14 protein-coding genes are annotated in these 13,224 nt (G+C 43.8%); all 14 read right to left on the bottom strand.

The window, feature by feature from the left end; all coding sequences use genetic code 11:
* Positions 1–14: 14 nt before the first annotated feature.
* Positions 15–725, bottom strand: coding sequence for a F0F1 ATP synthase subunit A (gene atpB / locus HRJ06_RS17470; RefSeq protein ID WP_174734360.1), 711 nt, complete (start codon positions 723–725; stop codon positions 15–17).
* 20 nt (positions 726–745) lie between these two features.
* Positions 746–1,120 (bottom strand): ATP synthase subunit I, encoded by a 375-nt coding sequence (locus tag HRJ06_RS17465; RefSeq protein WP_174734257.1) that lies wholly within the window; start codon positions 1,118–1,120, stop codon positions 746–748.
* A 7-nt stretch (positions 1,121–1,127) separates the two neighbouring features.
* Positions 1,128–1,349 (bottom strand): AtpZ/AtpI family protein, encoded by a 222-nt coding sequence (locus HRJ06_RS17460; protein WP_174734256.1) that lies wholly within the window; start codon positions 1,347–1,349, stop codon positions 1,128–1,130.
* Between the two features lie 294 nt (positions 1,350–1,643).
* Entirely contained in the window at positions 1,644–3,821 is a 2,178-nt protein-coding gene (locus HRJ06_RS17455; protein ID WP_174734359.1) for a S8 family serine peptidase, read from the bottom strand.
* Positions 3,822–4,318: 497 nt separating this feature from the next.
* A complete protein-coding gene (locus HRJ06_RS23095; RefSeq protein ID WP_338421116.1) occupies positions 4,319–4,600 on the bottom strand; it encodes a UDP-N-acetylglucosamine 2-epimerase in 282 nt (93 codons plus the stop codon).
* 29 nt (positions 4,601–4,629) lie between these two features.
* A complete protein-coding gene (gene upp / locus HRJ06_RS17445) occupies positions 4,630–5,259 on the bottom strand; it encodes a uracil phosphoribosyltransferase (RefSeq protein WP_174734255.1) in 630 nt (209 codons plus the stop codon).
* 278 nt (positions 5,260–5,537) lie between these two features.
* A complete protein-coding gene (locus HRJ06_RS17440; protein WP_174734254.1) occupies positions 5,538–6,779 on the bottom strand; it encodes a serine hydroxymethyltransferase in 1,242 nt (413 codons plus the stop codon).
* A 142-nt stretch (positions 6,780–6,921) separates the two neighbouring features.
* On the bottom strand, positions 6,922–7,200 hold the full coding sequence (locus HRJ06_RS17435; protein ID WP_174734253.1) for a hypothetical protein: 279 nt from the start codon (positions 7,198–7,200) through the stop codon (positions 6,922–6,924).
* Between the two features lie 127 nt (positions 7,201–7,327).
* Entirely contained in the window at positions 7,328–8,986 is a 1,659-nt protein-coding gene (locus HRJ06_RS17430) for a glycoside hydrolase family 13 protein (protein WP_174734252.1), read from the bottom strand.
* A gap of 196 nt (positions 8,987–9,182) precedes the next feature.
* The gene (locus tag HRJ06_RS17425; protein WP_422392742.1) at positions 9,183–9,755 is read right to left on the bottom strand and encodes a TIGR01440 family protein; all 573 of its coding nucleotides are present in this window, start codon (positions 9,753–9,755) and stop codon (positions 9,183–9,185) included.
* 21 nt (positions 9,756–9,776) lie between these two features.
* Positions 9,777–10,217, bottom strand: coding sequence for a ribose 5-phosphate isomerase B (rpiB, locus tag HRJ06_RS17420; protein WP_174734250.1), 441 nt, complete (start codon positions 10,215–10,217; stop codon positions 9,777–9,779).
* Positions 10,218–10,372: 155 nt separating this feature from the next.
* Positions 10,373–11,668, bottom strand: coding sequence for a methyl-accepting chemotaxis protein (locus HRJ06_RS17415; RefSeq protein WP_174734249.1), 1,296 nt, complete (start codon positions 11,666–11,668; stop codon positions 10,373–10,375).
* A 20-nt stretch (positions 11,669–11,688) separates the two neighbouring features.
* Positions 11,689–12,129, bottom strand: coding sequence for a low molecular weight protein arginine phosphatase (locus HRJ06_RS17410; protein ID WP_174734248.1), 441 nt, complete (start codon positions 12,127–12,129; stop codon positions 11,689–11,691).
* 128 nt (positions 12,130–12,257) lie between these two features.
* On the bottom strand, positions 12,258–12,812 hold the full coding sequence (locus tag HRJ06_RS17405) for a manganese efflux pump MntP (protein ID WP_242035282.1): 555 nt from the start codon (positions 12,810–12,812) through the stop codon (positions 12,258–12,260).
* Positions 12,813–13,224 lie beyond the last annotated feature (412 nt).

Here is a 13,224-nt window from a genome sequence, read left to right as displayed (position 1 = left end):
GAACAGGGTATATATTAATGGTCAGTGCTGACTTTATGGGCCAGATATACCATTGTTAACATGGTAAAGATAAATGCCTGGATGGCACCGATAAATAGGGAGAATCCTTGCCAAGCCAGCATTGGAATGATAGCAGCTAAGTGGCCGCCAAATCCAGTTGCCAGACCTCCGGCAATAAGCGCGAGAAGAATTTCACCTGCGTAAATGTTCCCGTAAAGACGAAGACCAAGTGTCAGGGTATTCGCAAATTCCTCAATGATCTTGATCGGAAACATGAACCAAAACGGCCGGAAAAACTCCTTGCCGTATTCCTTCGTTCCCTTAAGTTTGACACCGTAGTAATGTGATAATCCGACCACCATAGTTGCCAAGGTCAGAGTTACGACCGGATCGGCTGTTGGTGATTTCCACCATAGTGTGTTGTCGTAGACGATCGAAAACGGAAGTCCCAGCATGTTTGATACAAAGATATACATCATTAGGGTAATCCCTAGAACATGGAACCTTCCCCCTGTTTTCCAATCCATCGTACTGTCGATGATCCCTTTGACAAAGTCCATAACCCATTCAAAGAAGTTTTGCAGCCCGGTAGGCCTCATAGCTAGAGTACGAGTGGAAAGAACGGCAATTATGAAAACAATAACACTTGCTATTGTAATCATCAGGATGTTTGCCAGGTTGAAATTGAGTCCTAAAAAAGATACTATAGGAGCTTCATGATGCACAGTTTTCACCTCTCTTCCCGCTATTTACGTGTATGAAAAGATTGAACAAAAAAATCTATCATAATGACAAAATAAATTGTCATTAATCCAATAATCACGCTGATAAAGTTTAAACTTTCAGGATATTCAAGCGCGATAATAACCGCTAGCACGGCTGTCGCCATTCTTGAAAAAGTCCCCAGCGAACGGACCTTTTTCCCCTGTAAAATATCATCCCCAAATGTGCTCGTCTTTCTGACAAGAAGCCAGAGGTTGAACAAGCTTAGGCTTGTACCAAGAATGAGCCCTAGAAAAATAGATTGGTAAGATGTAAAACCATAGCCGAGAACATACAAAGCCATTAAAAAGAATATGTATTTTCTCTGACGTGCGTAGATTACCTTTATTTCTGGCATTTTTAGTTTAATCTCCCGAAAAGAAATGATGGACGAGGCGAAGCAAAGCATAAACACCTGCTGCCAGTCCTATTAGCAATCCGATAATTAAGAAAAGAGGCTCTGTTCCGGCTATCCGGTCCAGCCATCTTCCTGAAAAAATACCAATTAAAACGGAACCTACTAACTGAGAAAGTATTGCAGACATAAGGGCCATTGCTTGGAATGGATGACGGTTATTAGAGCTCATCTGAACTCACCCTCGCATTTGAGAATAGAAGCGGGCTGAGGACAAAAAAAAAGAACATTACAAGATAAAAACCCTTGCAATTTACTCTTGAAAACCTTATCATTTATGCCCTTTGTAAGCATACAATAGCCAACATTCATTGTCAATGAAATGCAGTGAAAAAGTTCACATAATAAACATTGAGAAATACTGGCATTCCACCTTGTTTTTCTGCCATATTATAAATAGGAAAGGAATGATTTTTCTCACCCATTCCTTTCGCAAATTCAGAACAATTTTATTTCTAAAATCATCCTATTGTCCGCGTTTATTTTTAAAAAGCCCTTCCTCTTCGGGTACGATGATCTGAAGGTGTGCATCGATCATATCCTCCCTCCCTGCTTTTCGTGCAAAAACTTTTGCGAGGTATAATCCCGGCTTTGGCAGTTCCTCTTCTTTTAGCTCCACCTCAAGCATCCCCCTGTTTACCTTTCTGGAAGAATCCAGATAGCCTAAAAACCGGTAATCATCCGGGTCGAACAAAGCAATTCCGAATTCTTCAGCCCCCCCTGGCAGGTAGACTTCATAGCGGTAGGTTCCAGGCTTATCGCCGAGCCCGAAATCAAATCCCATTATGCGCGGATAGTCCGGCTCCTCCAGCACATAAATATAAGGAATTTTGATCTGTTGCGAGCCATCATTTAAAATCAGACTTCCCTCATGAATCTTCTTTGTTAGTTTCCTAGGTTCAACCTGCATGGCAATGTTGATCTTTCGAGTTTCCTTAGGACCAAGTGTAAATGACATTGGAATATCCCATTCAATACCGGTTTCCTGTTTAGGAACGGAAACTGAGTAGTTCTTCTTGTGCTCCGTTGTATTTTGAACCGATACAACAGCAAGATGGCGATGATGGTCCTCCTTCAGCTGGAATTTTCCAAACTGGATGCTTCCTGGCATTACCAGTGTTTCAGCATTGATTGCCTGCTCAGTTTGAATGCGCCCTGCGCCTTGTTCATACGTTTTGTAGATTACACCTTTGCTGTCTTTTATTTGAAGAGCGGTGTTCATGAGTGCAGCCTTGATTTGCTGCGGAGTCCAGTCTGGATGCGCCTGCTTAATGAGGGCACACGCTCCCGCTACATGAGGAGACGCCATGCTTGTTCCCTGCAAGGGCAGATAGCCTCCTGGAATTGTACTGTTAATGGCAACTCCGGGTGCCACGACATCAGGTTTTATTTCCCATGTTACTGTAACAGGACCACGTGAACTAAAGTCAGCCAGGGTATCTTTTTCTTCTATTAACACCATCCTTGTAAAAATAACACCTTTTTCAAGCTGTTTTTTCACTGCCTCACCCTCGGCTTTAGAGATGGCTGCTACAGGGATCGGCAGATTAGCTTCGAGATTCCCAACAAAGCTTCCTTTTGTATTATTAAAAATTACAACTGCGACTGCACCTGCGTTGAGTGCGTTTGTTGCTTTTTCAGTAAATGTAAGCTTTCCGCGCTTGATAAGGGCAATCTTACCTTTTACACCTTTTAACTCTTTCCTTTCCCCAAGGCCGCCATAGGCAAATTCAACGCCTTTCTTAAGCTTCCACTCTTGTGAACCTTGCAGCGGCTGGAGGCGGATTTGCTCCTGCCCGCCAGCCAAGGATAAGTGGGGAACTTTTAAAGGAGGAGTTGAGGCACCAACCGATATCGCCTTCGAGGCTGTTCCTGGTGATCCAACCGTCCATTTATTCGGCCCTGAATTACCCGATGACGTTACCGCCGTAATGCCTGAATCTACTGCTTTATTTAGAGCAAGGCTGATTGGAAGGTCCGGCCCATTCACACTGTTGCCGAGCGACAAATTTAAAATATCTACCTTATCCTTAATCGCTTGATCTATCGCAGCTAATACCTGTTCTGTGGTTCCCATACCACCTGGTCCAAGTGCCCGGTAGGCAATGATGGTTGCTTCTGGGGCCATCCCCTGCATCTTTCCATTGGCTGCAATGATGCCCGCGACATGTGTACCATGAAAGGTGTTTTGCGAGCCTAGCGAGACCGTTTCCATTGGATCATCGTCACTGTCAACGAGATCACGGCCGCCACCGTACGTTCTCCGCAAGTCAGGGTGATTGTAGTCAACACCCGTATCAATCACCCCAATGGTCACACCCTTGCCAGTAAGCCGATGATCTTTGGCATCATAGATCCCTCTAGCGGCCTCGCTGCCAATCAGTTCAAAGTTTTTATCCGCTGTGACCTGATACGTATTAACAGCGGAAACATGAATGACATCCCTGTTTTCCCCAAGCTTTATAAGCTTATCTGCTGGTCCTTTTACTGAAAAACCAGTGACTGCATGCTCAAAAACATGGCGCAGCTCAACACCTTGAAACGAGCTAAGCAGCTTTTTAATCTCTTGTTCTGATCTCGGTTTTTCCAGTAAAATGATCGCGACCTTTTCCTTCCGCGGAGATTCCTGCGGTAACGGCGGCATCTGAAGTTTAGGTGAAGTTGGCTTAGAATTTGGGCCGTTTTCTGATGATTTTTGCGAGGCGGAGCTCTGTTTTGGCTGCTGGTGGACCCCGCTATCGTCAGATGTGATCGAAACTGAATCTTGCATATGTGGATCTTTAGCTTTATGCAGGTTGGCCGGGCTTGCGGCTATTAACATACTTAGAGCTAACAAAATTGGAGTGAAGTTTACGTTTAGCACCGACATCCCCCTCTCTTTTCCCATAGTGTTTGAATGGGAGTGAAAGAGTATGCGGTCTAGCAGATCAAAATAAGAGATTTTTCTTAAAGATTGGGGTTTCTAATCATCCTGAACCAGAATAACAGGGAGGAACTTGGAGGGAGTTGAAAACAACAATTCTTTTTCCCCTTCGTCTCCATATATGAAAAATTCCATAGCATAACCCGCTATGGCAGACCCGAATTTTAAATTTTCTTTTAAAAAACCGCCAGGACGCATTTGTCCGGGCGGCTTCACACTTATAGTGGTTTGTATTCTTCGGGCCGTTCATCTGTTTGTTTAAAATAAAACCGGATTGCCTCAGCAATACGCTGGGATACCTTTCCGTCTCCATACGGATTGACGGCTCCGGCCATTTTTTCATAAGCTTGAGGGTCCGTCAATAGTTCGGTTGCCAGCTCATAGATCGGCTGCTCTTCAATGCCTGCAAGCTTCAGCGTGCCAGCCTTAATCCCTTCCGAACCTCGTTCCAATAAGTCATTACCTTTATCGGCTGATTCAAAACCTGACACCTCTTTCACATTTCCCCAGACTTCAAGAAAAGATGATCTTATTTCGTGCCAAACAGTCTGTCGCCGGCATCGCCCAAACCTGGAACAATATAGCCTTTTTCGTTTAATTTTTCATCAAGCGCTGCAATATAAATTGGAACATCAGGATGAGCTTCTTTTAAAGCGTCTACCCCTTCAGGTGCGGCAATCAAACACATAAATTTAATATGCTTAGCGCCCCGGGTTTTGAGGGAGTTAATTGCCTCGATTGCAGATCCTCCTGTTGCAAGCATTGGATCAACGACAATGAAGTCTCTCTCTTCAACATCGCTCGGAAGCTTCACGTAGTACTCAACAGGCATTAATGTCTCAGGGTCACGGTACAGCCCAATATGCCCCACCTTTGCAGCAGGAATTAATTTTAAAATTCCATCTACCATTCCAATTCCAGCACGCAAAATCGGAATGATCCCTAATTTTTTACCAGAAAGAACTTTAGACTTTGTCCGGCTAACCGGTGTTTCAATTTCAATATCATGAAGCGGAAGATCGCGAGTGATCTCAAACGCCATCAGTGTGGCTACTTCGTCCACAAGCTCACGGAATTCCTTTGTACCCGTATTTTGCTGACGGATGTATGTCAGTTTATGCTGAATTAATGGGTGGTCAAAAACATATACTTTGGCCAAGTGAATCGCTCCTTTTCAAAGTAAATCGCATATTATGTAGACTTCAAATCGCACTTCGTCTAATTTTACAGAAAAAAGTCCGTTCGGGCAACTTGTCTGGGTGAATAATTAGAATTCCCCACCTTTACAACAGATAAAGTTGAACATTGTCGTTAAAAACTTTTTAAATTGTCTGCTGAGTTTGATGAAATCCAAGTTAGAACGGGACTATCATTCCATTAAGGCCACCCCCAGCTAAAAATGAAAGGCAGCCTCTTATGCAAGGCTGCCTCCTTTTGTTAGCGTTCTGGATATAATTCAAATTTACTTGTTAAATCTTCGACCTGTGCTTTGGCTTCTTCCAGCTTGCTTTCGTCTTCATGGTTTTTCAGGGTAAGAGCGATGATTGAAGCGATTTTATCCATTTCCTGCGCTCCGAATCCTCTGCTTGTTACGGCTGCTGTTCCAATCCGAATTCCGCTTGTGACAAACGGGCTTTCTGGGTCAAATGGAATCGTATTTTTATTTACCGTTATGCCGATTTCATCAAGGACTTTTTCAGCGATTTTACCAGTTAATCCGAGCGTGCGAAGATCAACTAGCAGCAGATGGTTATCCGTTCCGCCTGATACTAGGCTGATTCCTTCTTTTTCAAGGCTTTCTGCAAGCCGCTTGGCGTTGGCGATAATGTTTTGTGCGTACTCTTTAAAGTCAGGCTGCAGGGCTTCACCAAATGCTACGGCTTTAGACGCAATAACATGCATAAGCGGGCCGCCCTGGATGCCAGGGAAGATGGATTTATCTATTTTTTTTGCATACTCTTCCTTACATAAAATCATTCCGCCACGAGGGCCTCGAAGGGTTTTGTGAGTTGTTGTTGTAACAAAGTCAGCATATGGAACTGGGTTTGGATGCAGACCTGCCGCAACTAATCCGGCGATATGTGCCATGTCGACCATTAAGTAGGCACCGACTTCGTCTGCAATCTCACGGAATTTTTGAAAGTCGATTTCACGCGGGTAGGCACTTGCTCCAGCAACGATCATTTTCGGCTTATGCTGGCGTGCTTTTTCGGCAACATCTTCATAGTTAATGCGGTGGCTTGTCTCATCTACACCGTATTCAACAAAGTTATATTGAATACCGCTAAAATTAACAGGACTGCCGTGTGTTAAATGACCGCCATGGGATAGGTTCATGCCGAGAACAGTATCTCCCTGTTCAAGAACGGTAAAATAAACCGCCATGTTTGCTTGCGCACCAGAATGAGGCTGAACATTAGCATGCTCGGCACCGAAAATTTCCTTGGCACGATCGCGCGCCAGGTTTTCGGCGATATCTACGTACTCACAGCCACCGTAATAACGGCGTCCAGGGTACCCTTCCGCATATTTGTTCGTCAAAACTGAGCCTTGTGCTTCCATAACTGCCTCACTGACAAAGTTTTCAGAAGCAATCAGTTCGATTTTCGTACGCTGCCTCCCCAATTCCAGTTGAATGGCTTCAAAAACCTGTTGATCCTGCTGAGCTAAATGTTTCATACTAATCCCCCTCGTATTCCTTTTCCGAATAAAATTATGTACATGACCGAGTCAAACTTTGTTAGAAAATTCTATTATATATTAGCATGTTTCCCTTTCGAAAAGAAAGAAACATCTCGTTATTTTAAGGCAACTAAACATGCTAACTTTTCCGAAATGCTTTTATAGAGGTTTTCAGCGCTGCATAATTTCCGATTGCTGCGTAGCCATAAAACCAGCCCATAAACACTCCTGCTAAAATGCTCTCCTCATGGCTTATCAGTACAGAAATCAATAGGCCGATCGACAGAGCAATTCCTGGAACAATTCGCTTCGGAACGTTGAAGTACACTTTGATAACTTGTGTAAGGATCATTATAAGCGGAATAGCAAGGACCACATCCCAAACATTTGTATGAATAGTAGGGAAATCTAAATTCATATCAATCCACAACCTTTAATAGCTAGTTTAAATTCAGGATTCCCCCGAAAATGGTTTCCATCCAAAAAAAGTGACAGGCACCATCCAGAAAACTGGATGGTGCCTGTCACCTTACTAGGTCACCTTACTAGATTCGATAGACTCTTGTTTCATAGGGCTGGAGCGGGATTGTATGGGCTGTCTCATGGAATCCGACTCCATAGTTTGATAGGATTAGGCTGCTGTGTTCGAGTTTGATGCTGTCGGACTTAAACAGAGCCGGATCTGCTGATATATTTGCCATGATCAATACTTGTTCATTTTCCAGCGTTCGTGTATACGCATAAATTTGCGGATGATCAGTAAGAATTAAGTCGTAAATACCATAGGTGAAAATTTTGTTTTGTTTTTTCAGCTGAATCATGCGCTTATAGAAGTGCAGAATAGAGGAGGGGTCTGAAAGCTGATTTTCGACGTTAATTTCCGTGAAATTCGGATTAACACCGAGCCATGGAATGCCTGTCGTAAAGCCTGCATTCACCTGAGCGGACCATTGCATTGGCGTTCGTGAATTATCGCGGCTTGTCGCCCATATAAAGTCCATGATCTCCTCATGCGGGACGCCTGCTTCTCTTTTAACGCGGTATAAATTTTTAGTGGCCACGTCATCATATTCTTCAATGGAATAAAACTGGACGTTGGTCATGCCAATCTCTTGGCCCTGATAGATAAACGGAGTTCCCTGCATCAAAAAGTACATTGCCGCTAACGCTGTCGCACTTTCATACCAATATTCCTCGTCATTTCCCCAAGTTGATACCACTCGTGCTTTATCATGATTTTCAATAAACAAAGCGTTCCAGCCGGTATTCTCAAGGCCCTTCTGCCAGTTTGTGAAAACCGTCTTCAGGTCTATAAGGTTCAAGTCCTTTTTCTCGGCATCCCAAAGGCTTAAATGCTCAAATTGGAACACCATATTAAATTTGCCTGATTTCTCTCCCACCCAAAGATCCGCTTCATTAACCTTGACGCCATTTGCTTCTCCAACAGTCATAATGTCATATTTGGCGAAGGTTTCATCTCGTAATTCTTCTAAAAATGGATGGATGCCTTTGACATTCATATGTTTCCCATAGGACGGGACATATTTTAAACCATCCGGATTGGGCATATCGAGGAGCCCAGCTTCCTTTTTAATATGGCTGATTGCATCAACGCGGAATCCATCAATGCCTTTATCAAGCCACCAATTGATCATTTCATACAAGGCTCTGCGGACTTCGCCGTTCTCCCAGTTCAAGTCAGGCTGCTTTCGGGAAAAAATATGCAGGTAATATTGATCTGTCTTAACGTCATACTCCCATGCGGACCCGTTAAAAATGCTTTCCCAGTTATTCGGTTCTTTTCCATCTTTCCCGTCCCGCCAAATATACCAGTCTCGCTTTGGGCTGTCCTTCGCTTCGCGTGATTCAATAAACCAGGGGTGCTCATCACTTGTATGATTGATTACCAGATCGATAATCAGCTTCATGCCGCGTTTATGGGTTTCAGCTAAGAGCAGGTCAAAATCTGCCATTTTACCAAACTCCGCTAAAATATCCTTATAATCGCTGATATCATACCCGTTATCATCATTTGGCGATGAAAACATTGGACAAATCCAGATCACGTCAATCCCTAACTCTTTTAAATAATCGAGCTTGGAAATGATTCCTTGTAAATCCCCAATCCCATCGCCATTAGAATCCATAAAGCTTCTAGGGTAGATTTGATAGGCAACCGCCTCTTTCCACCAAACCTGTTTCATCTTAAATCATCTCTTTTCTGTAGCTGATGGAGCAGCCGGTTTTGAATTTAATTTTTCTTGGTTCTGAGAAAAGATGCCAGACTCCAATCGCTATATAACGTGGAGTCTGGCATCTAGGTGATTAATTGTAGGTTGTTTATTTAGGTCAGGCTTGCTGGAACCGAAATCCTTAACGTTTATGAATTTATGATTCCACCTAACAGGACTCATTCTCACGGTTGTGCTCATACACAGCTCTTGCACCGCCGATGAGCTTTGGACGGGTTGTCGCCAGTGTTATATGCGCATGTCCGACTGACTTTTTCGAAACGCGGACCGGCACAGCAACATGCTTAAGCTGCATTCCAATCAACGTATCGCCAATGTCAACACCTGCGTCCGCTTTCACATGCTCAACCACAATGGGGTCTTTAAACTGGCGAAAGGCAAACGAAGCCATTGCCCCGCCGGCTGTTCGGACCGGTACAACCGTCACTTCATCATATCCGCGCCTTTGTGCTGTGATCCGTTCCAGTACGACCGCCCGGTTAAGATGTTCGCAGCACTGGAAGGCTAATTCAATGCCTGTTTCTTTTTGAAGTGCGGTTAGTTGCCGGAAGAGCATCCCAGCCACATCGTCAGTTCCAGCAGTGCCAATTCGCTGCCCTGCTACCTCACTCGTACTGCAGCCAACTACAAGAAGCTTGCCCTCTGATAAGGCGGCAACTTGTTTAAATTCAGAAAGGATTGTGCTGAATTCTGCTTCCCAAGTTTCAATGGACATTGCCATCGCCCTTTCTTGTTTAAAAACTTATTTGTTCTCGTATGCTGTGATTTTTCCAACCCGGTTCGCGTGGCGTCCGCCTTCAAACTCACCTGACAGCCATGTTTTCGCAATTTCCCGAGCCAATCCTGCTCCGATTACGCGCTCTCCCATTGCTAATACGTTGCTGTCGTTATGCTCACGGGTTACTTTTGCGGTAAAAACGTCATGGACAAGCGCGCAGCGAATCCCGTTTACTTTATTGGCAGCAATGCTCATTCCAATTCCTGTACCGCAAATTAGAATACCTTTATCGAACTCGCCGCTTGCCACTTTTTCAGCAACCGGAAGAGCATAGTCAGGATAATCAACGGATGTACCGCATTCGCAGCCAAAGTCTTCGTACTGAATGCCCATTTCGTCCATGAGGCTCTTTATTTCTTCCCTGATATTTACTCCGCCATGATCAGACGCAATTGCAACTTTCATTCTTCTTCCTCCTATTGAAGCATATATTGCTTTTATTTTCTCATAACAGCTAAAAAATATAAAGCTAGGCTGACAGCTGGTCAAGAAAAATCCAAGGAAGGAAATCTGAGGAATAGGTTCATAAACGCAAAAAGCTGCCCGGGGGCAGCGTGTGTTTATAGTTTAAAGCGTGTAATCGTCTGTTGAAGATTTTCAGCTTGTTCTTTTAGTTCGTTGGCGAGGTTTTCAACATTCCCCATAACGGCAGCCTGCTGTTCAGTGGATGAAGCGACCTGGACGGCTCCGGCAGATGTTTCTTCCGCGATAGCAGCGACCTCCTGTGATTGGGTTGATGTAAGATGGATTGTTTCCATCTGTTGAGCCACAAGGATTGCGATAGCTGAACTAGCTTCAGCCATCTCATGGATCGTTTTTGTCATTTCAGCGATGGTCTTGTTGGTGGCCTCTCCTTTTTGCGCTTCCTCATTCGCCGTTTTTACTTGCTTTTCCATTTGGCTAACGACATTTTTAACCTCTGTTTGGATGTCTTTAACCAGTCCGGAAATACCCTGGACAGCTTTGGCGCTTTGGTCAGCCAATTTCCTGACTTCTTCAGCAACAACCGCAAATCCTCTGCCATGTTCCCCAGCGCGTGCGGCTTCGATAGAGGCGTTTAAGGCAAGCAGGTTTGTCTGGCCGGCAATATCTCCAACCAGCTGAATAATTTGCTCAACTTTTACCGCGTTTTCTTCCAAGCGTTTAACTGTACCAAGTGAATTTCGATTATCATTAGCAAGCCGTTCGATACCAGAAATTAACGAATCGATCGCTTCCCTTGAATGATTAAGATCCTTTACCATTTCTGCTGAAATGGATTCCGAGACCCTAGCCTTATTTTCAACCTCTTCCGCAATCCGAATGACCTCTTCTACCGTCTCAGCTGTCGTCTGAGTCGAAACGGCTGAACTATCAGCCCCTGCGGAAATTTCCTTAATCGTCATTGCAATCGATGATGCTTGGTCTGACGCTTCTGCGGACTGGCTCGCGATCTCATATACTTTTTCATTAGTAAGCTTGAAATTGCCTTCGATCTGCTGAACCATTTCCTTCAAGCTTGTCTGCATATTGTTAAAAGCAAGGCCAAGCGAGCGGATTTCATCATCCGACCGCGCAAGCTTTACCTCTTCACGCAAATCACCATAGGCAGCCTTGATGACCGCTTTTTCTAAATTCTGAAGCGGTTTAACAATTACTGAAGCGGCAAAAAAGGCCAGAATGCCCGACCAAATTATCCCCATACTTAGTGATATCATCGTATAAACTGTTTCACTGATTGGCAGAAATCTGGAGATATAAGGGTAAAGAAAATAGATAAAAAACGCACTTGTCGTGTAGGTAATAAGCGCTAATGAAACAGTAAATACGACCAATTTATGCCGCAATCCAAATTTAAAGCTTTTCGCTTTGTCCATGAAGGCTGCCCCCGATTTAATTAATCTGTGTCTAGTCTTTTTATCGACTTATTTATCGCATCCTTAATATCTAAAAACGTTTCACGGTAAATTTCTACAGGCCCTCCGAACGGATCAAGAATATCTTCGTATGAACCATCAGAAAATTCCTTAAGGGTAAATGTTTTTTCAGACGCTTGGGGAAAGCTTGCCAGTACAGCTTGCTTATGGCTGGCGGTCATAGTAAGAATATAAGTCGCCCAATTTACTTGCTCACTTGCAAGCAAGGCTGAGTGATGTTCTATTCCAATCGCATTTTCCTCAAGTACCTTTTGTGTATTTAACGAGGCGGCACTGCCATTGGCTGCGTATATGCCGGCCGACTTCACCTCAACCCCTGCCAGCGACTTACTTTTTAAAATAGCTTCTGCCATAGGGCTCCTGCAAGTGTTTCCTGTACAAACAAATAAAACATGAATCATTCTCTACGCCTCCTATAGGTTTATTATATGATAATTTTTTCCTGATTTCATTTTCCGCGCCATAAAGAAGGCATCTCCAATATGGAAATGCCTTGTCGCGCCTCTATTTTTTTAGTCTTGGTTAACGCTTAAAATGGCAGGAGCAGTTTAATTCCGAAAGCCAGCAATATGCTCCCGCCCAGTGCCTCACTATATTGGCCGAGCAAGCCTTGCACCCTTCGCCCGATTAGTAAACCGGCCCACGTAAGAGCGGTGGCAGCAGCACCAAAACAAATCAAAACCAGCATCGTTTTAGCTCCGTAAATTCCGAGGGTCAAGCCGACGGAAAAGCTGTCAATGCTTACGCTTAACGCAAACAAAAGCAGACCCATCCCAATTGGTGCCATGGCACTCGTCTCTTCTTCTTTAAAGCTTGACCATATCATTTGCAGACCTAACAGCAAAAGCAGAACTCCACCCATATAGCCTGCCACTTCACCAAAGCGTTCGGATAAAAATCTTCCGCCAATCATCCCTAAAAGCGGCATAATGACGTGAAAAAGGCCGACTGTAACCCCAATTTTGAAAATTTGTTTGAGCCTTAGCTTGAACATCCCCATTCCAAGGCCGACTGAAAAAGCGTCCATCCCTAGTGCAAAGGCCATTATTATAATTGTAATTAATTCCCCAATCATTGCTGTCAATTTTTCGCCCTCCTTGGACTTGCTAATTCAGCATATGCACGTCCACAAGGTTTTAGAAGCAAAGAAATAATCAATCACGTTGTATCTTTCGGGAATTCTTAGAGGCACGTATCTTTCTCTACTTATCGGTCTGTATGGAGCTGGTTTCTCTTAATTTTTCACGAGAATTAATGTTTTAAAGCAATTTCCAGAAGATCAAGCTAACGATTGGGGAATTTTAGGCTTGAATTTTATGAGAAACTGAGTACATTCCGACTAAATTTCTGCCCTTCAGATTAAGTCCATATAATTGTGTAAAAAGAAAGAGTCATTTTATTCACTCTTGGCAACACTGTTTTCTACCACGATAACAATGAAGAGAGGAATAATAATGACTCAATTACAGTTTAACCTAGATATTGATGTTTTAAAA

It is taken from the genome of Mesobacillus harenae (genome assembly GCF_013343715.1).
GTDB classification, from domain to species: Bacteria; Bacillota; Bacilli; order Bacillales; family Cytobacillaceae; genus Mesobacillus_A; species Mesobacillus_A harenae.
This window is presented reverse-complemented; position numbering and strand designations above follow the sequence as displayed.

Coding starts and splice junctions, on each gene's coding strand:
- HRJ06_RS17415 (WP_174734249.1), bottom strand. CDS start 11,668: ATGGACAAAGCGAAAAGCTTTAAATTTGGATTGCGGCATAAATTGGTC.
- HRJ06_RS17435 (WP_174734253.1), bottom strand. CDS start 7,200: ATGAATTTAGATTTCCCTACTATTCATACAAATGTTTGGGATGTGGTC.
- HRJ06_RS17430 (WP_174734252.1), bottom strand. CDS start 8,986: ATGAAACAGGTTTGGTGGAAAGAGGCGGTTGCCTATCAAATCTACCCT.
- HRJ06_RS17455 (WP_174734359.1), bottom strand. CDS start 3,821: ATGCCGCCGTTACCGCAGGAATCTCCGCGGAAGGAAAAGGTCGCGATC.
- HRJ06_RS17440 (WP_174734254.1), bottom strand. CDS start 6,779: ATGAAACATTTAGCTCAGCAGGATCAACAGGTTTTTGAAGCCATTCAA.
- HRJ06_RS17425 (WP_422392742.1), bottom strand. CDS start 9,755: ATGGCAATGTCCATTGAAACTTGGGAAGCAGAATTCAGCACAATCCTT.
- HRJ06_RS17410 (WP_174734248.1), bottom strand. CDS start 12,129: ATGATTCATGTTTTATTTGTTTGTACAGGAAACACTTGCAGGAGCCCT.
- HRJ06_RS17465 (WP_174734257.1), bottom strand. CDS start 1,120: ATGCCAGAAATAAAGGTAATCTACGCACGTCAGAGAAAATACATATTC.
- rpiB (WP_174734250.1), bottom strand. CDS start 10,217: ATGAAAGTTGCAATTGCGTCTGATCATGGCGGAGTAAATATCAGGGAA.
- HRJ06_RS17460 (WP_174734256.1), bottom strand. CDS start 1,349: ATGAGCTCTAATAACCGTCATCCATTCCAAGCAATGGCCCTTATGTCT.